This window comes from Tatumella sp. JGM130 (assembly GCF_018257525.1).
GTDB classification, from domain to species: Bacteria; Pseudomonadota; Gammaproteobacteria; order Enterobacterales; family Enterobacteriaceae; genus Tatumella; species Tatumella punctata.
In genome coordinates this window covers 1-23168 of sequence record NZ_JAERJS010000026.1, presented here as the reverse complement: position 1 = coordinate 23168, position 23168 = coordinate 1, and the positions used below count along the sequence as shown (strand labels likewise).

The window sequence follows — 23168 nt, the reverse complement described above, 5'->3', positions numbered from 1 at the left end:
CTGCACAGACCGGCAGCGGTTACAGGAACCGCATCCGCGCTTCAACGGCAACACCGATAATTCTGCAGTTCCCGTTAATGGGTATCGCTGGCCAGGCAGGATTTAAGCCTTTCAGGTATTTCTGACCGCCATCAATAATCAGTTTCTTGAAGGTGGCATCATTCGAATCGACCAGCTTGGCGATCACCAGGCTGCCATTAATGGCTTCACGGCCGGTATCAAATAAGACATACATACCTTCCGGTACGCTCTGACCGGTCGGGGAAGTCATTGAGTCGCCCTCAACTTTCAGCCAGAAAGCCTCTCCCTGAATATGTGCATCAGACTCCAGCCAGACACTGATATCTTCGAGGGTATAAGCTTCCACTGCTTCAGACCAGCAGCCCGCCTGCACCGAACTCAGTACCGGGTAATGTTTTCCGGGAACATAGGGGCCTGCATAACGCACATTTTTTTCTGACGCACCGTGCAGTGCTTTGGCCTCTGCAGATAGCGTTTCACTGAAATCTGCAATCGAACAGTGCAGCAGTTGCGAGAAAATAGCGGCTACTTTTACATTCAGTGCATTTCTGCCATTCAGATAGTGTCCCACTGCGCCCTGAGTAATATTCAGCTCATTGGCGATCATCTGCTGGGTCAGTTGCAGCTGTTTTCTTTTTGACTCGTACAAAGCTTTCAGACGGCTGGCATCTTCTAGCTGTTCTGTCGTCAGTTCTTTTCTCTTTTCCATGATTTATTTTAATACCCCTGCTATTAAAAATAAAGTACCCGGAGTATTGAAAATAATATTACCTGAGGTATTATTATTTTGCCGGTGGATCATTCAGTCCCGGCACTCCGTCCCTGTAAACAGGGGAACAGTTAACCTTCAGAAAGGCCCTGATTATGATGCGTTGTCCTGTGTGTAACCATACATCCCATACGCGGACCAGCCGCTATATTACCGATAATACTAAGGAAGCATATTATCAATGCCGGGATTTGTCTTGTTCCTGCACTTTTAAAACCATTGAGAGTATAGATAAAATTATTTGCGCACCGTCAAAACCGGCAGCGGGGCAGGCAGTAACACATCCGTGCTGACCGCCGGGAACCACGGCAGGGCGGACAGGACGTTTGTCTGCAGATTAACGATCGGTGTCGGGAGGGCCCCTGTATCCGGTCAGGTTTTATTCAGTTCATTATTCCGGCAGATAACGCTGTTATGTCCGGTGTTACCTTTAACCGTCTTTTGTACCAGAGCCCTCCCTGTGTTGCGGAAGCCGTCTCACAGAGGCTGACACAGTACTACCGACTGTGAGTAAATAATTCCTTTCAGGGGATAAAATGACAAATCTGTACAGAGGGTTGTGACAGCATTTGGCTGCAGTATAGCGCCGGGATAAGTAAACTCATCCCCGCGGGCTGACTATAAGCAGCAGATTCTGTTTCAACTGGCGGTTTTACAGCAGATATAGCCAGATTCAGTGTTACATTTTCTCACAATTGATAGATGCCAGTGGCACTGAAATGCCGTAAAAATGCGACTAAATCTGTCTCTCCACCCTAATTATTGAGGAACTTAGCTTGAAAAGGCGTCTGCTTATTACTGTACCGGGTATGATATTACTGGCATCAACAGCGTTTGCTGATGACAATGCCCTGCCTTTTTCCATGACGCCCCCGACCATTGATGCTGCTTCATGGGTATTAATGGATGCAACGACCGGACAGGTACTGACTTCAGGAAATCCCGATGAACGCCGTAACCCTGCGAGCCTGACTAAGCTGGTTACAGGTTATGTGGTTGACCGTGCGATTAACCAGAAACGAATTACCCCGAATGATATTGTGACGGTAGGGACTGATGCCTGGGGTGCAGGTAATCCGGTATTCAAAGGCTCATCGCTGATGTTCCTCAAACCCGGTGATAAAATCTCAGTACGCGATTTAAGCCGCGGGGTGATTGTCGACTCAGGGAATGATGCCTGTGTTGCTCTGGCCGATTATGTTGCCGGCGGTCAGGATAATTTTGTCAAACTGATGAACCAGGTTGTGGCTAATCTGGGACTGAAAAATACCCATTTTGAAACGGTTCATGGTCTGGATGCCCCGGGGCAGTACAGTACCGCACGGGATCTGGGGATTGTCGCCATGGCGATTATTCACGGTGAGCCTGAGTTCTATCATATGTACAGTCAGAAGACGATGACATGGAATGGTATCACGCAGAATAACCGCGTCGGTTTACTGTGGGACAATAGCCTGCATGTTGACGGCATGAAAACCGGACATACGGAAACCGCCGGATTCAATATTATCGCATCAAATATTATTGGCCAGCACCGCCTGATTGCGGTTGTTATGGGGGCCAAAAGTCCGAAAGGTCGTGAAGACCAGGCCAGGAAGCTGCTGGTCTGGGGGCAAAATAACTTCGATACTGTACAATTGTTCCACGCCGGAAAAGCTATCGGTACCGAGAATGTCTGGTACGGCAACCCGCACACGGTGAATGTCGGGTCAGCGAAAGATGTTTATCTGTCATTACCGCGTGGTGACATCAGCCAGGTAAAAGCCCGCTACGTGATTGATAAGAAAGAACTGGATGCGCCTCTGGCAGCTGATCAGCAGGTAGGTGAAATCCAGGTAATGGATAAAGACAAACAGATTGCCAGTTATCCGCTGGTGGCACTGCAGGAAGTCAGACAGGGGGGGATCGTGACCCGGCTGACGGATTATATTAAGAAAAAATTGTAACTTCCCGCCGTACCTGCGCGTATTCAGGCCACTTTGTGGCCTGAATAACTGAATACCCTCGCCCCGCAACCGGTGCGTTTTTTTCCAGACATAATCATCTAATGATTTATCACCACAGATCTTTTCCCGGGAATATGCGAAAATAGCGATTCAGTTAATGACCGGAAAATAAGTGTGCGTCCCGACAAGCCTATATCCCGCCCGGAATTTTGGTTATACCGCCATTACAAGTTCGTTCACGGACTGCGTATTGCTATTGCTTTTTTACTTTCTTTTCTGCTGGTCAGGTTGCTGCATATACCTGAAGGAAGCTGGCCACTGATCACTCTGGTGGTGGTGATGGGGCCCATTTCTTCCTGGGGAAATGTATTTCCACGCGCAGTCCAGCGAATTATTGGTACTGTTGCCGGTTCTGTTTCCGGGCTGATAGCACTGAAACTGGAACTGATTTCGTTACCGGTCATGCTTGCTTGGTGCGGGGTGGTCATGTTTATCTGTGGCTATTTAACCCTGGGAAAACGCCCGTATATGGCGCTGCTGATCGGTATCACCCTCGGGGTGGTGGTCGGCGCGCCTGCCGGTGACTTCCTGACAGCATTATGGCGGGGCGGCGATGTTATCTTCGGTTCGATACTGGCGGTAATCTTCACCGGTATCTGGGCCCAGCGCGCCTATACTTTCTGGCGTATCCGGATGTCTGATGCCCTGATCGCTTCAATGAAAATTTACCATACCGGGGTATCTCCCAATCTGCTGGAGAAACCACGGCTGAACAAACCGATACATCATCTGCTGACCGACGTAGTGAAAATGCGATCACTGCTGGAACCGGCCTGTAAAGAAACACGGATACCGAAATCAGTATTTGAAGCCATTCAGACAATTCAGCGTAATATGGTATATACCCTGGAGATGCAGATAAATGCCTGGTGGGCATCCCGTGAAAGTCATTTATTACTACTGAATGCACCAACCATACGCCGTACTCAGGTGTTAACCGAGAATCTGTTCCGTACCTTATCTGATATGCTGACCAGCGGTATTACTGATCAGCTGGCGAATACTACTGCAGAACTGGAAGAAGTTGATCGTGAGCTGAAATTACTGCTCGCCAAAGCTGAACATGCCAATGCTGAGGCGGCACAGGTTTACGGATATGTATGGCTGAGCCTGGAGCTGCATGGTCAGTTATTAAGAATGAATGAACTGATCCGCATGGTGTTGAGAAAGTAATCTGTGGGAGAATTGAATTACAGTTCCTTTGAGCTAAGATAAGGTACTGAAAAGTTTTAGAAGTCACAGTAGTACCGCCGGGGACTTATCTGAACCCGATTGATTCTGAAACTCATACGCCTGCCAGAACAGGCATCAAACTGAGGTGTTATCATGGAAAATGCCAGACAATCTTTCCAGGACGTACTTGAATTTGTACGTATGTTTCGTCGCAAAAATAAATTACAGCGCGAGATTGCCGACGTTGAGAAAAAAGTCCGCGACAATCAGAAACGCGTTTTGTTACTGGATAACCTGAGCGAATATATTAAGCCGGGGATGAGTATTGAGGCTGTGCAGGAAATTATTGCCAGTATGCGCAGCGATTATGAAGACAGGGTGGATGAGTACATCATCAGGAACGCTGACCTGTCAAAAGAACGTCGTGAAATCTCGAAAAAACTGAAGCTGGCGGGTGAACAAAAACCCCTGTCCGCAGAAGAAAAAAAATAGTCCGGTCTGCTGAACACACTCTGCCCGGGCTCAGTGTCCGGGCTTTTTTTTGCTCTGCCTAGCTCTCCGCCTGGCGGGATCTCAGGTAGACCTGTAAATTCACAAAAACAGCATTCAGCAACGGAACCGTAATTGCATGCTGACGCGCCCTGTCAACCAGATCGCCGATAATCGGTTCTGCTTCTATCAGTGCGCCTTGCTGCAAATCACGGTACATCGATGATGTCATCGGGGTTTCCGGATTACTCAGTGTCTGCAGAATAGCGGCGATTATCGCCGGGCGCTGGCGGTAGCCACTGGCCGTGATCACCGCCAGTCCTTCACTAAAAATACTGTTAAGCAGAGTTTCTCCGCCTGCAGATGTCAGTATCTGCCTGGTGTTACCCCGTGATAAACAGGTCACGGCCCCGAGAGTGCTTAGCAATAACCATTTCTCCCACAGATCACTTTGCACCGAAGATGACAGTCTATTGTCAAATCCGCAGCCACTCAGCAGTTGATCGAGCTGTTGAATACGTGATGTATTACTGCCATCAAGTTCTCCGTAGCATAGCTGGTGCAGGGGCGACATTTGTAATACTTCACCTTTATCATTCAGAGTGGCGTGGATTTTACACAACCCGCCGATGACTTTATCGTCGCCGAACTCGCGGCGTAAAGTATCGATATGTTGCATGCCATTAAGGACAGGCAGTATTAGCGTGTGTTCACCTGCTGCCGCCCGCAGATCAGTGATTGCTCCCGGTAAAGCAAAACTTTTGACGGTGATAATAATCAGGTCATAAGGTGTCGTAATCTCTGTTGCCAGCAGCGTATTGGGCTGCAGTGTGAAAGTGCCTGAATCAGCATGGATCACTAAACCCTGTTGCCTGAGTTTTTTTGCCCGCTCACCACGTACCAGAAAAGTCACATCGCGACCATGCCGTGCCAGACATGCACCAAAATATCCGCCGGTCGATCCGGCCCCGACAACCAGTATCCGCATTACCTTTCTCCTGTGTTCCGTCTCAGAATAACTACCATAAAAGGCAGCCATCGTAAAAGCCAGCCGGTATGACTAAAAGTTATCTTCACCGGGGAATTGCAAATAGTAAAACCGGCTGTTCGCCACCCCGACATCAGACGTGTGGTTTCCTGATACATTTATACCTATAAAAGCCGTTTATCCGGGAAGCTAAACCCCGTTAAAATAGAGGCTACTTGTGATTAAGGAACCGGGAAGCATGACAAAGGATACAACTCCGCCGCTGTTACAGCTGAATAATATTTATTATCAGGCGGGGGAAACACAGATACTGCGTGATATTTCTCTCAGTGTAAGAGAAGGGGAATTCACGCTGATCACCGGCCCTTCGGGATGCGGGAAAAGCACCTTACTGAAAATTGCCTCATCATTAATTAGCCCTGACAGGGGGGAATTGCTGTTTGATGGAAAAGAGATCAGCCGCTACACGGCGGAGGAATACCGGCGACAGGTATCATACTGTGCCCAGACCCCTGCTTTATTCGGGGATACCGTGGAAGATAATCTGACATTTCCATGGATGCTGCGTAATAAGAAAGCTGACCCCGACCAGCTGCACCATGGCCTGCAGCGGCTGGCATTACCGGAAGATATACTGAAAAAACCGATAGAGAAATTATCTGGCGGGGAAAAGCAGCGGGTATCACTGCTGCGCAATATTCAGTTCCTGCCAAAAGTACTGTTATTGGACGAAATTACCAGTGCGCTGGATGAAGCCAATAAACAGCGGGTAAATGATGTTATTCATCAATATGTTCGTCAGGAAAAACTGGCAGTGCTATGGGTGACTCATGATCAGAACGAAATCAGCCATGCAGATAATGTGATTACCTTACCAGCCAGAGCCAGCCAGCACGGAGAAAACAGTCATGAGCCAGCATAATATTACCGACAGCTCCCTGATGATGTCTCTGGCGCTGGTACTGGTGGCGATCCTGATCAGTCACCGTGAAAAACTGGCTCTGGAAAAAGATATTCTGTGGAGTATCGGCCGCGCTATTGTCCAGTTGATTATTGTCGGTTATGCCCTGAAATATATTTTTGATCTGAATAATATTTTACTGACCCTGTTTATGGTGTTGTTTATCTGCTTCAATGCCGCGCTGAATGCAAAGAAACGCAGTAAGTATATCGACCGTGCTTTCTGGATGTCTTTTATCGCTATCACCAGCGGGGCTGTGCTGACACTGGCGGTACTGGTTGCCAGCGGATCTATCGAGTTCCTGCCGATGCAGGTGATCCCTATTTCAGGAATGATTGCCGGCAATGGAATGATTGCAGTAGGGCTGTGTTATAACAATCTCGGCCAGCGTTTTGCCAGTGATCAGCAACAAATTCAGGAGATGCTCAGTCTCGGGGCGACCCCGAAACAGGCATCGGCACGCCTGTTACGTGAGAGTATCCGCTCATCACTGATCCCTACTGTTGATTCCGCGAAAACTGTCGGGCTGGTCAGTCTGCCGGGAATGATGTCGGGACTTATTTTCGCCGGTATCGATCCGGTAAAAGCGATTAAATATCAGATAATGGTCACTTTTATGACGTTAGCGACTGCCAGTATCTCGACCATTATCGCCGGGTATCTGGCATGCCGTCGCTTTTATAATCATCGTCATCAGCTGGTGGTTAAACCTGTGAAATAGTAATTATTATTGCCCGCCACGGCAGGCAACGGCGATGATGTCACCCGCCGGGAACGGGAAACGGCAAATCGCCCGGTTTACCGGGGGGGATCGCTGCCTCAGTCAGACGGACAGGGCGGTACAACGGGGTAATATCCCATTGCCTGCTTTCCGGGGCAGTGGTAGTCTTCCAGGACTAAAACCGGATAAGTAACCGAAACATGCCTCTTTTATCAGATTCATCTCCAGAACAAATCAAAAAAATCAGAGAAAGCCTTGGTCTGGGGCGTACCGAGTTTGCCAATGTTCTCGGTATGTCAGCCACCGGGGAACGGACTGTCCGTGGCTGGGAGTCTGGTGAGCACACGCCGTCAGCCGGAAAATGGCGTGCGATACAAACCCTCGAAACCCGTCTGAAACAACATTTTCTGGATGCGCCTTTCCGTCAGCCGCCACCAGAGCAATGCCGGTTCACTTTTATTGATCTGTTTGCCGGTATTGGTGGTATTCGTTTGCCGTTTCAGCGGCAGGGAGGCCATTGTGTATTTACTTCTGAGTGGGATAAGTTCGCCCAAAAAACCTATCTGGCAAATTACGGAGAACTGCCGGTGGGGGATATTACCCGCGTAAATGCGCGTGATATAGCCGATCATGATGTGTTGCTGGGCGGTTTCCCTTGTCAGGCATTTTCTCTGGCAGGGCTGCGTCAGGGATTCAGTGATACCCGCGGGACCATGTTTTTTGAAATCCAGCGTATTCTGGCAGAAAAAAGACCCAAAGCATTTTTGCTGGAAAACGTTAAACAGCTGCGGGGACATGATAAAGGACGCACTCTGAAGACCATTACCGGTATTCTGCAGGGTACGCATGGCGGAGCAATTCCTGATGATGTACCGATGAGTGATGAAGCCCGGCGTGCGCTTTCCGGTCAGCTTAATTACTGGGTGGATTTTAAAGTATTGCGTGCAGGAGATTTCGGCGCACCACAAAACCGTGAACGTATCTATATTATCGGCTTCGATAAAGATTACTTTTCCGGTGTCGATTTCGACCAGTTATTTCGCTGGCCGCAGGCACCCCGTACCCCGACCCGTGTCGGGGATATTTTACTGACCCCTGAGCAGTTAGCTGAGCTGATAGCCCGTAAAGGCAAAGACGTTTATACCTTATCGGACAAACTGTGGATCGGTCATCAGAAACGGCTGGCGGCACACAAACAACGCGGCAATGGTTTTGGGTATTCACTATTCAATGCCGACAGTGAATACGCCAATACCCTCAGTGCCCGTTACTATAAAGACGGTTCTGAAATCCTGATAGACCAGAGCGATACAGGTAAAAACCCCCGCAAACTGACCCCGGTGGAATGCGCCCGGTTACAGGGCTTTCCGGATAACTTTATTGTTAATGCTGTATCTCATGGGCAGATCTATAAACAATTCGGTAACTCTGTCTGTATGAACGTTATTGATGCCGTGGCCGGACAACTGATCACGGCCATGAACAGTGCAGAACAGTTACGCCGGCAAAAATAACCGGCACTGCCTGTCACGTGGCGTTTTATTGTGCAGACCACTGTACCCGTTGTCATCCTTCCATCGATAATCTTCTGCCGGGCCGCTGACAGTCAATGCGGCCCATCGTTAATTCTTATTTATTTCTACCGTAATTTTTAGCAGGCTATTAATGTTCCCGGTCGGTAACAGTATCCGCTAAAAATATCTTACGGGGATATCAATAGCCCTGAACCGTCCGGTATTTCGGCCATCTTCTGCGTCTGGTTTTATACATAATTAATTTGAAAACATGGTGATAGAGTTAATTCCTTTGAATATTCTCGCATCAGAATAGCGGGCAGATAGCTGTTTATCCGCCAGCCGTGACAATAATCTTAACGTCAGATGATCATGATCAATGTGGTATCAGGGATGACTCACCATCATAAACCTTACTGATAACTTGCCGATGGATGGCCAAAATGATTAAAGAAACTAAACTTCCACGTACTGTAACCTCACCGAAAAAATTTTTTATCGGTACCGGGATGCTGTCTAAAATTGATAGTTTTGTAAAAGATTTTGGTGACAAGGCGCTGGTTATTACTGACGAATTTATGCTGCCCGGGGTCAGAGAGCAGGCCTTACCCGCACTACAGGCTGCCGGTTTACAGGGGACGGCAGAAAAATTTAATTATGAATGCTGTCGCCGGGAAATAGATCGCCAACAAGCGCTGGCCAGACAACTACAGGCTAATGTTATTGTCGGTGTTGGTGGTGGTAAAACTCTGGATACGGCTAAAGCGGTAGCATATTACCTGAAAATGCCAGTGGTACTGTTCCCGACGATTGCCTCAACAGATGCCCCCTGTACTGCACTGGCGGTTATTTATACAGAAAGTGGTGAATTTGAGGAATACCTGTATTTACCACAAAATCCGGATGTAGTGGTGGCGGATACTTCAGTAATTACTGCTGCGCCGGTGCGTTTTTTTTCGGCGGGAGTTGGCGATGCGTTAGCCACCTATTTTGAAGCGCGTGCCTGTTATGCGGCCGACGGACTCAACCTGGTACTGCATAAACCCTCACGTACCGGCCTGGGGCTGGCAGAATTATGCTACCGGCTGATCAGTGAGAATATAGACGCGGCTATGGCGGCGGTGACTCATCATCTGACGACACCTGCACTTGAACAGATTATCGAAGCTACTATTTATCTGAGTGGTGTCGGGGCAGAATCCGGCGGGCTGGCGGCGGCCCATGCTGTCAGTAATGGTATGTCGGTGGTTGCAGATTTACATAAGGCACAGCACGGAGAGAAAGTTGTTTTTGGTCTGTTAACTCAGCTGGTGCTGGAAAATGCACCGCAGCAAGAGTGGCAGAATGTAGTGCGGATTATTAAAGCCGCAAACCTGCCGCTGACTTTGCAGGATATGGGACTGAAAACCTTTTCAGAAGCCGAATGGCGCGAAGTTGCGCGAATAGCCTGTGCGCCGGGTGATACCATGAATAATATGCCTATGGAACTGACCGCTGATGACGTCTATAACGCGATGCTTGCTGCAGATGCCATAGCACACCGCATGAAAGCCTGATATCTGCTCTTTACAGACGGCAGCGCCCCGCGCAACTTTCTGCCCGGGGTGTGTGCTGCACTGTCGTTCACCTGTTGGCCGTAATTTCCCGTTTCGGGACCTAACCTGATGATATCTAGTCCTTATATGCCCATCATTTATGTAACTCATTATTGCAAATAATTATCATTTGTATAATAATTCGCATTAGTGAACTTCCGGCGATATATCTCCTGAGATATTTTGCCGGGAACCCGGGCGGAGATGATGTTGCGGCCGCGAAGATATGATGTGAAGTATGTAAGGATGCAGGGAATGAGTAGCTCGTTAGTCCGGGATAACAGATCTGTGATACCCGAGGCTGAATCCCCCTCTGGCAGTGCCAAAAAGATACCCCTGCTATCGTCAGTGCTTCTGCACCTGATGGTGATTGCGGCCATAATTTATCAACAGTCGCCGGTACCTGCGATAATGTCCGGAGGTATGGCCGCAAGCAGTCCCCGACAGCCTGCGGTTCCGGCAGTGTTCACTGTTTTACCTGTGACCGGTATTCAGGACAGCATCATTTCTGGCCCTGCCACGACCCGTGCATCTGAAACTCGCCCTTTACCGGTGACTGCTCAGGGCAGTTTACCGGTGAGAGCGCCTGGTACTGGCGTTTCACGCCCTTTGCCAGCAGACAGGCAACGGTCGTCAGACAGGCATTCTGTGAACAGAAAAAATATCAGTCGCAGGAAAAAGCCACTCAACACCGGTCACCTCTTCAGCGTGCCTCAGAGCATCAGTCGTCAGTGCTGCCGGCAGCAGATTCTCCGCATTCACCGGCAACTTTGCCGGTAAATACAGAAAGCCATGCTGCTGATGCGCATACAAACCCCCGCGATTCAGGAGATACCAGTGACTCAGGAGCAGGGGCCGGTCGTCATTCCAAAGCCGTTGTAAAAGCATTGTACCGGCGGGTGAATTATCCCGCGCGCGCGAAAGCGCTGGGTGTTGAAGGCCGGATAAAACTGCGCTTCGATGTGACTGCCAGCGGGACGGTGAATAATGTACAGATTATAGAGGAAATACCTCGTGGTGTATTTTCCGGGGATATTGACCAGGATATTCGTCGCTGGCGTTATGAAAAAGGTGCTGCTGCAGAAAATCAGCAGGTTACCATTATATTCAGCCTGAGCGGCAGGGTCGCTGTGGAAAATTAAAATTTAGATATATTTTTATATTCAGTAATTTCAGGGAAATCAGGTGAAAAATACCGTTAATTTATTTACGGCAATATTTTTATTGCCGGGGTTAGCTATTGCTCAAAGCACAGAGAGCAACAATATGACGTCTGATGAGAGTGATTCGGATGACACTATTCTGGTCCGGACAACACCGACCAGTCAGTCAATGGGAACTCAGATCATTGACAGACAGCAAATAAACAATTTCCCGGAGGCGAACGGTAATATTACCGGGTTATTAAAACATAATCCGAATGTCCGTTTTGCTGATTCTACTGACAGCAGTACTACTGCCGGAGAAATCGCACCGGAGAATGTGTCATTTCATGGTGAAAAGTTTTATAACAATAACTTTATGATCGACGGTTTGTCGAATAACAATACGATTAATCCCGGTGCCAATGGTGGCGAACTGACAAATTCGCCGGATGGTTACTCACCAACCGACTTGCCTGCCGGAGGGACCCAGTCATTCTGGATAAATTCCGAACTGGTTGACAGACTTGAGGTCTTTGACAGTAATATTTCCGCAAAATACGGTAGTTTTACCGGAGGCGTCGTTGATGCCCGACTGAAAGATCCTCTGCCAGGGCGGGCATCGGGAAAAATAACATACCGGACGACCCGTTCAGCATGGACCCGTTATCATATTGATTCCGGCAGTGCTGCAGATGTTGCAACTGCGAGTCATCTGACCAGTCAGCCACAATTTACCAAACAGTTTTATTCAGTCAGTGTTAATCAGCCATTGAATGATAAAGCAGGGATTATATTTTCTTATAATCGTCAGCAGTCTGTAATTCCTTATTATCAGACTTATCTTCAGCAGTGGGATAATCAGAAAAGAATTGCTGAAACCTATTTATTGAAAGGAACATACCTGGCTGATAATGGCGATACTCTCCGTCTGACAGGTATGTATTCTCCGCATAAGTCAGAATACTTTAAGGAGAATGTAAAAAATGGTGCTTTTACGAATACCGGAGGCGGTTACCGCCTGAATGGCGAATGGGAACACCTTACCAGCTGGGGTAAGGTCACTAGTTTGGCAGGTTATCAGTCTGAGCAAAATAAAATCAGCCATCAGTCTGATCAATTTCTTACCTGGTACCGGTATTATACCCCGCAGAATTTTGTTTCTGATGCAATCGACTGGTCGAGTTCTGCGGCCGCAGCTAACTATCAGACAGGGATGATCGGTGGCTACGGCAGCTACTCAACGGAGAAAAAGACCATAACCCTTAAACAAAATTATGAACTTAATCCGTTGATGACCGGCCCGGTTCAGCATCAACTGGATTTTGGCTGGGAAACAGATAGTTACAGTGTACAGTATCAACGATTCAGGGATGTTACTGTCAGTCGCGGTGTGGCGACGGTTAGCCCGGCGGTAGTATGCAAAACGGGTGATGACTACTGCATTACCGGTGAGCAATATTTTAAGAACCTGACGGTTTATCCGGCACGAAAAGTTTCGGCAAATTATACGGATTATGCGGCGTATTTTCAGGACAGTATCAGTTACGGCCGGCTGGAAATGACTCCCGGTGTACGTCTGCAATATGATGATTTTCTGAAAAACCTGACGCTGGCTCCACGGCTGGCGGCTTCCTATGATGTTTTCGATGACCACTCGACACGGTTTTTTGGCGGAGCCAATCGTTACTATGGTCAGAACCTGCTGGCTTACAAATTGCGCAATGGGATCAGCAGCTACTATACCAGGGCCCGCAACAGTGCTACCGGAACATGGACTGACAGCGGCCTGAAAACCGCTGCGATAGATTATGATTCATCCTCTCTGAAAACCCCTTACAGCGATGAGTTATCACTGGGTATTTCACAGCGTGTGACGGGCACCCTGTGGACGGTCAAATGGGTTAACCGGCAGGGGAAGGATCAGTTTGGTCGTGAAACAACCACCGGCAGTGACGGTAAACGTTCCTATATTCTGGCCAACAACGCCAGGACCCGCGGCGATAGTATTTCATTGACAGTCGAGCCTGTCAGCCCTGCTATCTTCTCTCTGGGTGAAATAGGATGGACGCTGGGCGCCAGTTATGGAAAAAACCGGTCCAGTTCACAGAGTTATTATGATGTCAGTGATTCTGATGATAATAAAGCTATCTACCATGGCCGGTTAATGGATAAAAGGGATATGGAGGCTCTGGATTTTAATACGCCCTGGACAGCTTTTATCAATGTTAATACCTATTTTCCTGCATTACGTCTGAACTGGAATCAGAACCTTGGATATACCGCCGGCTACCGTGGATATACCACCACTACCACTTCCTGCCCTGCGGAAGGAAGTGTCTGTGGTGATTACCAGGGCAGCGTAACCCGCTATGACGAAACCCGTTATAAAGACTATTTCTCCTATGACTGGAAGCTGAGTTATCTGCAGCCTTTATCCGGGCACCAGACTCTGGAACTCAGTCTGGATGTTATTAACGTGCTGGATAACGTCATTGCTGCCACCCAGACCAGCAGCAGTGGCAGCAGCAAAACAGTGAATTATAAAACCGGCCGCCAGTTCTGGCTGGGTGTGGCCTACAGCTGGTAACTGCCGGTTATCCGGTGGTTGATATTAGATGAATAATGCCACAGCGCTGTGGCAGGGAATGATTACGTAATGCATTTATTTATACGCAGATGTTTGCTGGCAGCCATTGTTTTATTCAGCCAGGCGGGAATTACCGCGGACAGGGTCAGCCTCGCCCCGCAGATTATTGAAGGCAGACTGGATAATGGGTTCAGCTATACTCTGGCCCCGATGAGAGAGGCAGGGCAGCGGATTGATATCAGGCTGAGTGTTGATGCGGGCTCCCTGGACCAGCAGGAAAATGAACAGGGTGTGGCACACATGCTTGAACACATGCTGTATCGCGGTAGTCAGCAATTCCCGCAGGGGATCGGCAATATGCTACAGCAGCATGGCTGGCAGCGGGGGGTTAATTTTAATGCGATGACAAACTATGAACGGACATTGTTTATGATGAGCCCCCCCGATGGAAGCCATGGTTTGCCGCTGGCGATACATGGACTAAGTCAGATGATGGGGGCCGCAACGATTAGCCCGCAAGATTTACAGACTGAACGGCAAATTATCCATGATGAGTGGCGCGATAAACTTGGTGTGGCTGAACGTATGAACCAGCAACGGTTAGCGGCGATACGCGCTGGCTCCCGCTACCCGTCGCGTCCGCCGATCGGTAATGAGCAGGCGATCCTCAATACTGATGCCGGCACCATAAAACAGTTTTATCAGCGCTGGTACCACCCGTCGGTAATGCGTTTACTGATCAGTGGTGATTTTGATACCCGCCAGGCACAGCAGCTGATTGCAGAGTATTTTTCCGCTCTGCCTGATACCGCGGTTGTTCGCCGGGATTATTATGAACCTGAGCTGTGTCAGCAACTACGTATTGTCCGGTTACAGGACAGTGAAAGTGGTACCAGCCAGGTCTCTTTTGTCACTCGTTTCAATGAAACAGCTTCCGGTTTACAGCAGCGGCTGATCAGTCAGATGGCATTATCAGTCCTGAGCCGGCAGTTTCAGCAAATGCCAGTTTCCGGGCTGGCCAGCGACAGCCATATTATCGTACGTAAGTCTGATATTGGCCGGAAGACCCGTGCCCTGGGGCTATTTCTGGATGTTATGCCGGGTCAGCATACTCAGGGTTTAACTTCGTTATTGCGGGAACGGGAAAGAGTGCTGCGTTACGGCGCAGACTCCCGCTATATTGCAGATGAACGTCATGAAATACACCAGACCGCACTGGAGATGGTATCAGCTCCGGAAAAACGGGATTTTTCTGGTTGGGTGAGGACAATAGCCAGCCGCTGGGAGCAACGCCGGTACCTGACGGACCGACAGCAACTGGGGCAGGAAGTCCTTCGGATCGAAAGCCGTATCACCGATCAGCAAATAAACCAGCAGATCCGGCAATGGTTAATGGCTGGAGATCAGCTGATCCAGTTTGGTATTCCCGGAAACAGTAAGGCGGTATTACCGGATATCCGCCAGGCGGAGCAGCAAATAAAACAGATTGCCGATCTGCCGTTACAGCCTTTCAGCCCTGTAAACGCGCCGGTGCTCCCTGAATTACAACCGGTTCGTTCGACAGGGAGCCTGAGTAATATGAAAGACTATCCGCAGCAGCAGGTGCGTGAATGGACATTGAGTAATGGCGACCGTCTGGTATGGTTGCATTCTGATTTGGCTAAAGACCGTATCTGGTTATCGGCAACCAGCCAGGGCGGCTTTATGATGGACGGTTCCGACCCCTGGTGGTCACAACTGGCCAGCCAGCTGGTTAATCAGAGCGGCCCCCGGGGATGGCAAGGCAAATCCTTTGATGGCTGGAAAAAGCATAACGGGGTCTCTCTGATAATCAGCCAGCAAGCCGACATGCTGCATATTGACAGTACCGGGAGCCGGCAGTCCCTGGAAAACCTGCTGGCAATCAACCACGAAATACAGGTTAACCCCGGCATTGACCCTCAGGTCAGAGCAGAAAGTATAATGAGGATGCTTCGCCAGCAAATACATCAGTTACGTTACAGTAAAACCGGCGGGGAAAAACCCGATGCTCGTCAGCTGAACAGTATTGATAACCGGCAATTACTGGCCCAGTGGCAACATACCACCGCGACACCTGTGACCTGGTATCTGGTTGCGGATATGGAGCAACAACCGATCCTAACCCTGGCCGCGCGCTATCTGGCAACGATACCACGCACCCTGAATGGTGAAGTGCAGCCGCAACTTGCGGACGGGGGGTATCGCCAGCAGATCAGCACGATTAACCGTGAGCCGCAGGCGAATGTTAAGGTCTGGAGCTTTACGCCCCGTGACTGGTCTCCGGCGGCGGCAGTGCAGGTCAGTATTGCAAGAAACCTCGCTTACCAGGCATTAAAAACCAGCCTCAGAGATAATGCTCTGGGGGTTTACCGCCTGCAATTTAACAGTGAACTGAATGATCGCTCAGGCAGGATTGAAACCGGACTTAGTTTTACTGCTGATCCCCGACGGGCCGAAGAGTTATGGCAGCATGCGCAACTTGTATTGAGTGAATTAGCGGGAACAATTACCCGTCAGCAGATTGAACAACAGCGCAGTCAGTTTATACGGGCAGAGCAGTCGCGCAGTGACGATATTGACAGTCTGAAACGGCGGCTGATCCTGAGCTACCGTCACTATAATGACCCGCGATATCTGTCACAGACTGCCGGACTGGCAGAGGCCATACAGCCGGAAGCTGTCAGGACAATGGCGGGCTTGTTACTGAATCCGCAAAATCTGAAAGTGTATATGGCGATGCCAGTACAATAGCCTGACTGGCAGTGAAAGCCTAACCGCCCCGTCAGGGGCGGTTACAGATCCTGGTAATATCAGCCAGCTAAATCATTCAGCGTTTATGGCTGCCGGGCTTTAGTCCGCGGTGTAATTCCTGCATACGTTTCATGGATTTAATCGTGCGTTGCGAGGCTGATGAGGCAACCGCCAGCACCAGCATTTCCAGACACACCAGTACAGTACCATGTAACGGGACTTTACCATTTTCGCCGCCACGCGGAACCCGGATAACCACATCAGCAGCTTCTGCAAATCTGGAATCCGGCGCATTGGTCAGCAGGATCACCGGATTACCCAGCCGTCTGGCTTCCCGCAGAGTGGTCATTCCTTCACGATGAGCTGATTTCTGTGCCATCATGATCAGAACATCTCCCCGTTGCAGGGTCAGCAACTGTTCAGCCAGCCCGACACCGGCACGGTTAAGCGGCATACAGGGCAGGCCAATACGGTTAAATAACCGCGCCGTATATTCCGCCAGAATCCCTGAAGCATTGATACCAAAAATAGCCACCTGTCTTGCTTCGAGCAGCAGAGCCACTGCGGTGGAGATAGCGGCCCTGTTTTCTGTTGTGGATAATACATCACAGGTTCGCCGGTGGCCTTCCAGCACAAAATCAATACCTGAATTAATATCAGAGCTGAACTCATTCACCGTACTGCTCATTTTATCGGTGGAATCCGGAACGGGCTCGAACCATAATCTGAGGGTCTTTTTCAGGTCCCGCAGCCCGGCAAATCCCAGTGCCTGAACGGAACGGACGACAGTGGCATCTGAAGTATTACATGCCGCAGCAATCTCCAGTGCTGTTGACTCCAGCACCCCGGCACGGTGCTGATTAATATAATACAACACTGCCTGCAAACCGGCGGACAACTGCGGGCCCCGCTGGCGTAACCGGTCACCGAAAATATCAATTCTGTGCTTTGTTTTCTTAGTTTCGTACATCCCCAGCTCCGGTTATTTTTCGCCCGGCACAGCCAGTCCGGCGACCTGTGACTGAACGACCGCTGCCATCAGACTCATGGCGGCAAATGAATTAGAAATAGCCTCTTTACGGGATACCATAACATAGTGGCTTTTGCGACAGGCGCTGAGAAACGCACACCAGCCCGGGATAACACTATCCATCAGGTTTATTTCATCCTGCGGGCCTCCGCCATTATCTGCCCGCCAGGTATTAAATATCAAATCTGCGTCCAGCACAGATAACGGAAACGATAAGGACGGGGAGATAAATAACAGATTGTCATTACGGGTTACCTGCTGTCGCCTCGAACGGGATAAAAAAGTCTTACCGTTCAGTGGACTGACAGAGCGGCGGGCCTTCAGGCCGAAAACGGCGCTGAAATGAGGTGATTTTGAGTGGCTGAAGTGTAGTAGTCAAGGTGAATTAGTCGTGTTAAGTCACTTTCCCCGGGCTCTGTATTTTTGTTGTTTATGTGTTTAATGTTTTTATTATTGTTATTTATCATTTAGTTATTTTTTCTTTTTAACACCATAACGAATTTGAATATCTTAAGATGATGTAGTGATTAGGGGTTATTTATAATTTACTACTACATCCTTCTGTGGTTGAATGATTATCAATTAGATTTATATTCTCGTTCTGTGGCCGGGGGATTACGGACTGTTCCCGGGGCGTAGCCGATGGTTCCGGTTATCTGACTGACAGGCTCTCGACAGAATTTACCTACTGGCAAGGAATACACCCTGTAAATGAAAAGAAATACACCACTATCCGATCACCGCAACGCATCACGAAAAATTATGATGGTGGTTTGCAGCAGCACTTTTATCTTACCGTCGGCCGGTTTTTCCGCCGATAGCGGGGATAATAATACCCTGACGGTCACCGGCAGCGCGGCAGCGGGCAGGACAGAAAACAGCTATACCACTTCAGCCAGCACTGTTGGCAGTAAAACTCCGGTTTCACGGTTAGAAGAATCACAATCGGTCAGTGTGGTCACACAACAGCAAATGAAAGACTTTCAGACCACCAGCCTGTCTGATGCGATGCGTTTTGTCAGTGGCGTTGCCCGGAGTAATACGCTTGCCGGTACCGAAGACGGTATTTTACGCCGTGGTTTCGGGTCTAACTCGGATGGTTCAATTTTCAGGGACGGTATCCGCAGTAGCCAGGGCCTGAACCTTGATGCCACGACGGACAGAGTAGAAGTGCTTAAGGGCTCTGCATCACTGCTTTATGGTATCCAGAATCCGGGCGGAGTGATTAACATTGTCAGTAAAAAACCGCAGTATCAGTGGAGTACCACAACTTTCGGTCATTACAACAGTACCGGTGGCGGGGCCGCAGGTATTGATATTACAGGCCCGCTGGGAAATGGTTTTGCCTTCCGCCTGATTGCCGAAAAACAGGCTCAGAATTACTGGCGTGGTTTCGGTAATGATAAGCATAACCTGATTGCCCCGTCATTACAGTGGATAGGTGATAAAGCCAGTTTTGATATCAGTTACGAAAGCTTTCAGTACGATATTCCTTATGATCGCGGAACAGCATTTGTTAACGGAAAACCCGTATCAATCGGCTATAAAACCAGACTGGATGATTACACTAACCATGCCTGGGGCCGTAACCAAACCTTTAGCAGCCACTGGGATTACCAGTTTAATGATATCTGGAGTACCCGCATCAGTGCCGGAATGAACCAGCGGCACTACAGTAATAATGAGGTCAGGGTAACAGCGATTAACACGACCACCGGAGCGGTAACCCGCAGGGCCGATGCTAATCGCGGTTTTAATCATAAAACCAAATATCTTTCCTGGGATATGATCGGTACCCCGCAGCTTGCCGGTATGACACACAATATTGTGGCCGGGGCAGATTATGAAATGGATCAGACATACCGTGCTCATGCTTATACGGGGAAAACCAACACCATTTATAACCTGAACCGGCCGGTTTACGGGATGGTTCCGGTAACTGACAGCAGTACCGAAAAGAAATCCACCGCCAATCTGCTTAACCGTATCCACAGCCGTTCGGTATATGTCAAAGACAGTATTGAACTGACCGGAAAATGGACCGGGGTATTGGGCGGGCGTTATCAGCATTATGAACAGCGGGAGTCGAGTGGCTTCGCTCCGGTCAGCGAAAAATATAATGATATCGGGAATAAATTTCTGCCCCAGACCGGTGTTATCTATAAGCTGACACCGGATATTTCACTGTATGGCAGTATCAGTAAATCTTTCACGCCATCAACCAGCATTGATGATAATGGCAATGTCGAACAGCCGGAAAAAGGGACCACCTATGAAACAGGGACTAAGTGGCAAATTACGCCGGCGCTGTTCGCTTCCCTGACATTATATAATATTGAAGAACGGGATCTGTCATTGTCCCTCAATGGCTCAACCTATGCCGTGGCGAAAGCGCGTTCACGGGGTATCGAGGCAGAGATCAATGGTGAAATATATTCTGGCTGGCAGCTGAGTGCTAACTATAGTTATGATCAGGCGATTATTACCGATGACCAGAATAATCCGGCCAATAACGGAAACCGTCTGCAGAATGCGCCCCGACATTCGGCAGCAGCCTACCTGAGTCACGGGATAAGTATTCCGGTCATTGCCGGTAATATTCGTATTGGTGGCGGAGCCCGTTATATGGGGACCCGTGCCGGCGATCCTGATAACAGTTTCAGCCTTCCGGCATACACGGTCGCTGACAGTTTTATCGCCTGGGACAGTCATCTGCTGGGTAAAAAGACCCATTTACAACTGAACCTGAATAACCTGTTTAACAAGCATTATTATACCTCCAGCGGTGGTAATCTGCGGGTTGAAGAAGGAGAAACCCGTAATGCAGTCCTCAGTGCCAGCGTTGAGTTCTGAGTATGACTGAGCAGGGGATTGCTCTGCCGGATTTTCTGTGCAGGGCAAAACTCTGTCAGCGGCAGGAGTGATGATTATGGTCAGGAAAAGAGACTGCCAGGCTGCGGAAAACAGCCCCCGGCAGTCTCTGAAGATAGCAGTGTATTCTCGTCAGTGACTTAGCAGTCTGGCAGACTTATTACCTTGCGGCAATAACATCAACCACGACCAGAGGCTGTTTACCGTTGTTGGTCAGCCCATGAGACTGGCCTTCACGTACAATCGTAATATCTCCTGCAGTGACCGGATAGTCTTTACCGTCAGTGTCTTTAAAGATCCCGCTGCCGGAAACAATAATATAAGCATCTTCATTATTAATATGTTTGTGATAACCGATAGAGGTTCCCGGCTGTAGTGTCAGCCAGCTTATTTCTTTGATTGCCTGGTCAGCACCTGCTTTGTCACGGGTAAAGGCGAATGCTGCTGCGACGGTTCCTTTACCACCGCCTAATCCCTGTTTTTCCATTTTTTGTTGTTCAGCACGGGTAATGACCTGAGCATTGGCAAAAGACAGCGGGAGTACAATTGCAGCAGACAGTAAAGCAGTGGTTAATTTACGCATAATTCTCACCTGAGAATGGTCAGTGTATTATCCGGCGGGAAGTCACCGGACCCCTTGGGTGGAAAGAGTGTACTCCCGCAGGCAAAAAAAACGAACCCGGAAAGCGCTCATTCACTGTGATTTTTACGACAACCGCTGACCGGTTATCTGAATATCCCGGTAAGCTGTCTGAAAAACAGACACGCAGCCGCTAAAGCGTAAAGTGTTATTTACTTTTCCTGACGATACTGCGGAGGGAATGACAGAAAAAAAGATATAGCAATGCTATTATCCCGGGCTTAAATAACAACAGTGATTAATCAGACTTTTACCAGGAATTAATTATGACCCATGGGGTGCCTCTTCAGTTTTACCATATCCTTGATGAATACGCTGCGGGATCTGATATACCGGTAAAAGATACCGAACGGGATTCACTGGCAAGTTATTTTCAACTATTGATTACCAGGGTAATGAATAACCAGGACGTCAGTGACCATGCACAACAGCAAATGGCCGGCGATTCAGGCATTGACCGGCTGCGGGCTAATGATGCCATACAGTTCCTCTCTCACTGGCGTGATGAAGAGTAAACAATTTTTATTGCCTGAACTGTTGGTGGATATTTTATAAATAAAAAAACTCTGCCTGTGTTAATTTATATTTCCCCGGGGTGTATTTGAATTAACCGAGAAATTACAGGCTGTAAATAATCAGATTCTCGCTGACTGAATATTTCACCAACGATTATTCGGGGCATTGGTTATCTGAACTTCAGGAGGATCGCGGAAAAGCACCGCAGATTAGTGAAAACCCGGCATAAGAGTGCCGGGTATGACTTATTCCTGTTCAGTCACAATATTATCTGCCCGCCATTAGCGGAAACAGATCCTCCGTGGTGTCACAGGGTTGTGCTGTGCTCCGTTATCCGGGTAAGGGGGGTTATTCATTACCCCATCGGTTAAGAAACATAGCGATATCATCGATACGCTGTTTATGAATACCGGCTTCTGCGGCAATTTCATGCTGTGTACTTTCACTGATCTCCTCATTATTACTTAAACGAGTAAGCAGTAATTCGAAGTACGCCGCCAGTGCATCGTACTCATCCTGTGTAACGGGAGTTTCGGTCTCGTCAGCATATTCATCGACCATATCGTAATATTTATCAGCTATATGATGCATTATCGTTTCTCCGGAGCGCTCAAAAGGTATCAATGGGCCATGATATACCATCTGCGCGATATTTTCTGAAGATAACCGGGATGCCGGCCCGCATTATCGCAGACTTTTTTATGGGGACCGGTCATATCACCGGGTATCGTAAGCGCTGTCGGCGGCAACTGACCTGATTTTCCTGCAGGTCTGTCGGATTAATCAGGGGAAAGTCTCCGGGGCTGTCACGTTGTTACGCGACAGGTCAGCGCAGATGATTTCATATGTTTTTTCTGTCACCGGCCATGTGCGGCTTCCCTTACCGGCAAAGGGGTATAGCATCGGGTGTTTTTTAACAGACGCATCCGGACAAGAGGAAGTAATTGATAAAAAGCAAAAAACCAGACGCCCGCAGACATCTGGTTTCTTTAAAATGGCTCCTCTGACTGGACTCGAACCAGTGACATACGGATTAACAGTCCGCCGTTCTACCGACTGAACTACAGAGGAATTGTCGTGAAGACGGGGCGAATCATAACGAGGCAGGAGGGGATTGTCAAAGCTGTTTTACCATGCCGCAGACTGTTTGCTGATAAAATCAGCATCTGAGAGCGGGCAACAGCTAACCGTGTATATGCCTGTTTCCGGTACAATCTCTTTTCTATCGGGTAACGCTAACTCTGCCAGATAAATAAAGAAACGATAGCAGCATTAATCCCTTAAGCCGAAGGCCCCTGTTATAGTTTTTTCTTCTTTAATATTCTTCATATCATGACGGGCATCTCTTTTCAGTCAAATTACAAGCCGGT

General features: G+C 48.8%; 18 protein-coding genes, 1 tRNA gene and 2 pseudogenes. 13 read left to right on the top strand and 8 right to left on the bottom strand.

Features of this window, described 5'->3' with window-relative positions:
• Nucleotides 1-19: 19 nt before the first annotated feature.
• Complete coding sequence (locus JK211_RS12325; protein WP_212708980.1) at nt 20-730, bottom strand: LexA family transcriptional regulator; 711 nt, start codon at nt 728-730, stop codon at nt 20-22.
• Nucleotides 731-885: 155 nt separating this feature from the next.
• Between JK211_RS12325 and JK211_RS12320 the strand changes: the two genes are divergently transcribed.
• The 4 genes from JK211_RS12320 to JK211_RS12305 all read left to right on the top strand — a co-directional run bounded on the left by JK211_RS12320 (nt 886) and on the right by JK211_RS12305 (nt 4461).
• Complete coding sequence (locus tag JK211_RS12320; RefSeq protein ID WP_212708979.1) at nt 886-1083, top strand: ogr/Delta-like zinc finger family protein; 198 nt, start codon at nt 886-888, stop codon at nt 1081-1083.
• 483 nt (nt 1084-1566) lie between these two features.
• Complete coding sequence (gene dacD, locus JK211_RS12315) at nt 1567-2736, top strand: serine-type D-Ala-D-Ala carboxypeptidase DacD (protein ID WP_212708978.1); 1170 nt, start codon at nt 1567-1569, stop codon at nt 2734-2736.
• Nucleotides 2737-2910: 174 nt separating this feature from the next.
• Nucleotides 2911-3969, top strand: coding sequence for an FUSC family protein (locus JK211_RS12310; RefSeq protein WP_212708977.1), 1059 nt, complete (start codon nt 2911-2913; stop codon nt 3967-3969).
• A 153-nt stretch (nt 3970-4122) separates the two neighbouring features.
• Nucleotides 4123-4461 (top strand): DUF496 family protein, encoded by a 339-nt coding sequence (locus JK211_RS12305; protein ID WP_212708976.1) that lies wholly within the window; start codon nt 4123-4125, stop codon nt 4459-4461.
• 58 nt (nt 4462-4519) lie between these two features.
• On the opposite strand, the gene JK211_RS12300 is transcribed toward JK211_RS12305, so the two are convergent.
• Entirely contained in the window at nt 4520-5446 is a 927-nt protein-coding gene (locus tag JK211_RS12300; protein ID WP_212708975.1) for a ketopantoate reductase family protein, read from the bottom strand.
• A 238-nt stretch (nt 5447-5684) separates the two neighbouring features.
• On the opposite strand from JK211_RS12300, the gene fetA reads away from it, so the two are divergent.
• The 7 genes from fetA to JK211_RS12265 all read left to right on the top strand — a co-directional run bounded on the left by fetA (nt 5685) and on the right by JK211_RS12265 (nt 16741).
• Nucleotides 5685-6368 (top strand): iron ABC transporter ATP-binding protein FetA, encoded by a 684-nt coding sequence (gene fetA, locus JK211_RS12295; RefSeq protein ID WP_212708974.1) that lies wholly within the window; start codon nt 5685-5687, stop codon nt 6366-6368.
• Nucleotides 6355-7128, top strand: coding sequence for an iron export ABC transporter permease subunit FetB (gene fetB / locus JK211_RS12290; RefSeq protein ID WP_212708973.1), 774 nt, complete (start codon nt 6355-6357; stop codon nt 7126-7128). Before fetA ends, fetB begins: the two co-directional genes overlap by 14 nt.
• Nucleotides 7129-7328: 200 nt before the next feature.
• Nucleotides 7329-8642 (top strand): DNA (cytosine-5-)-methyltransferase, encoded by a 1314-nt coding sequence (dcm, locus tag JK211_RS12285; protein ID WP_212708972.1) that lies wholly within the window; start codon nt 7329-7331, stop codon nt 8640-8642.
• Between the two features lie 443 nt (nt 8643-9085).
• Nucleotides 9086-10198 carry a glycerol dehydrogenase gene (locus tag JK211_RS12280; protein ID WP_212708971.1) on the top strand — a complete coding sequence of 371 codons (1113 nt, stop codon included), beginning with the start codon at nt 9086-9088 and terminating at the stop codon, nt 10196-10198.
• An 809-nt stretch (nt 10199-11007) separates the two neighbouring features.
• Complete coding sequence (locus tag JK211_RS12275) at nt 11008-11379, top strand: TonB family protein (RefSeq protein WP_212708970.1); 372 nt, start codon at nt 11008-11010, stop codon at nt 11377-11379.
• Between the two features lie 43 nt (nt 11380-11422).
• Nucleotides 11423-13969 (top strand): TonB-dependent receptor plug domain-containing protein, encoded by a 2547-nt coding sequence (locus JK211_RS12270; protein WP_371734633.1) that lies wholly within the window; start codon nt 11423-11425, stop codon nt 13967-13969.
• 69 nt (nt 13970-14038) lie between these two features.
• Nucleotides 14039-16741, top strand: coding sequence for a M16 family metallopeptidase (locus JK211_RS12265; protein ID WP_212708969.1), 2703 nt, complete (start codon nt 14039-14041; stop codon nt 16739-16741).
• 76 nt (nt 16742-16817) lie between these two features.
• Here JK211_RS12265 and JK211_RS12260 read toward each other — a convergent pair whose 3' ends face one another.
• Entirely contained in the window at nt 16818-17711 is an 894-nt protein-coding gene (locus JK211_RS12260; protein WP_212708968.1) for a MurR/RpiR family transcriptional regulator, read from the bottom strand.
• 12 nt (nt 17712-17723) lie between these two features.
• Nucleotides 17724-17975: pseudogene (locus tag JK211_RS12255) on the bottom strand (iron-siderophore ABC transporter substrate-binding protein); the annotation flags it as partial.
• Between the two features lie 507 nt (nt 17976-18482).
• On the opposite strand from JK211_RS12255, the gene JK211_RS12250 reads away from it, so the two are divergent.
• Nucleotides 18483-20624: a TonB-dependent siderophore receptor gene (locus JK211_RS12250; RefSeq protein WP_371734632.1), complete on the top strand. Its 2142-nt coding sequence runs from the start codon at nt 18483-18485 to the stop codon at nt 20622-20624.
• Between the two features lie 178 nt (nt 20625-20802).
• Here JK211_RS12250 and JK211_RS12245 read toward each other — a convergent pair whose 3' ends face one another.
• On the bottom strand, nt 20803-21225 hold the full coding sequence (locus JK211_RS12245) for a cupin domain-containing protein (protein WP_212708966.1): 423 nt from the start codon (nt 21223-21225) through the stop codon (nt 20803-20805).
• Between the two features lie 323 nt (nt 21226-21548).
• Between JK211_RS12245 and JK211_RS12240 the strand changes: the two genes are divergently transcribed.
• Complete coding sequence (locus JK211_RS12240) at nt 21549-21797, top strand: DUF2543 family protein (protein ID WP_212708965.1); 249 nt, start codon at nt 21549-21551, stop codon at nt 21795-21797.
• Between the two features lie 349 nt (nt 21798-22146).
• On the opposite strand, the gene JK211_RS12235 is transcribed toward JK211_RS12240, so the two are convergent.
• From JK211_RS12235 to JK211_RS12225, 3 genes and pseudogenes are all read right to left on the bottom strand, one after another.
• Nucleotides 22147-22389, bottom strand: coding sequence for a DUF2543 family protein (locus tag JK211_RS12235; RefSeq protein WP_212708964.1), 243 nt, complete (start codon nt 22387-22389; stop codon nt 22147-22149).
• Nucleotides 22390-22518: 129 nt separating this feature from the next.
• Nucleotides 22519-22659 (bottom strand): annotated as a pseudogene (locus tag JK211_RS12230) (IS5/IS1182 family transposase); the annotation flags it as partial.
• A 134-nt stretch (nt 22660-22793) separates the two neighbouring features.
• Nucleotides 22794-22869, bottom strand: a tRNA-Asn gene (locus JK211_RS12225).
• Between the last annotated feature and the right edge of the window lie 299 nt (nt 22870-23168).

Bases quoted from the DNA above. Each gene is read 5' to 3' on its own strand.
- JK211_RS12325 (WP_212708980.1), bottom strand. From the start codon at position 730: ATGGAAAAGAGAAAAGAACTGACGACAGAACAGCTAGAAGATGCCAGC.
- JK211_RS12320 (WP_212708979.1), top strand. From the start codon at position 886: ATGATGCGTTGTCCTGTGTGTAACCATACATCCCATACGCGGACCAGC.
- JK211_RS12305 (WP_212708976.1), top strand. From the start codon at position 4,123: ATGGAAAATGCCAGACAATCTTTCCAGGACGTACTTGAATTTGTACGT.
- JK211_RS12300 (WP_212708975.1), bottom strand. From the start codon at position 5,446: ATGCGGATACTGGTTGTCGGGGCCGGATCGACCGGCGGATATTTTGGT.
- fetA (WP_212708974.1), top strand. From the start codon at position 5,685: ATGACAAAGGATACAACTCCGCCGCTGTTACAGCTGAATAATATTTAT.
- fetB (WP_212708973.1), top strand. From the start codon at position 6,355: ATGAGCCAGCATAATATTACCGACAGCTCCCTGATGATGTCTCTGGCG.
- dcm (WP_212708972.1), top strand. From the start codon at position 7,329: ATGCCTCTTTTATCAGATTCATCTCCAGAACAAATCAAAAAAATCAGA.
- JK211_RS12280 (WP_212708971.1), top strand. From the start codon at position 9,086: ATGATTAAAGAAACTAAACTTCCACGTACTGTAACCTCACCGAAAAAA.
- JK211_RS12265 (WP_212708969.1), top strand. From the start codon at position 14,039: ATGCATTTATTTATACGCAGATGTTTGCTGGCAGCCATTGTTTTATTC.
- JK211_RS12260 (WP_212708968.1), bottom strand. From the start codon at position 17,711: ATGTACGAAACTAAGAAAACAAAGCACAGAATTGATATTTTCGGTGAC.
- JK211_RS12250 (WP_371734632.1), top strand. From the start codon at position 18,483: ATGAAAAGAAATACACCACTATCCGATCACCGCAACGCATCACGAAAA.
- JK211_RS12245 (WP_212708966.1), bottom strand. From the start codon at position 21,225: ATGCGTAAATTAACCACTGCTTTACTGTCTGCTGCAATTGTACTCCCG.
- JK211_RS12240 (WP_212708965.1), top strand. From the start codon at position 21,549: ATGACCCATGGGGTGCCTCTTCAGTTTTACCATATCCTTGATGAATAC.
- JK211_RS12235 (WP_212708964.1), bottom strand. From the start codon at position 22,389: ATGCATCATATAGCTGATAAATATTACGATATGGTCGATGAATATGCT.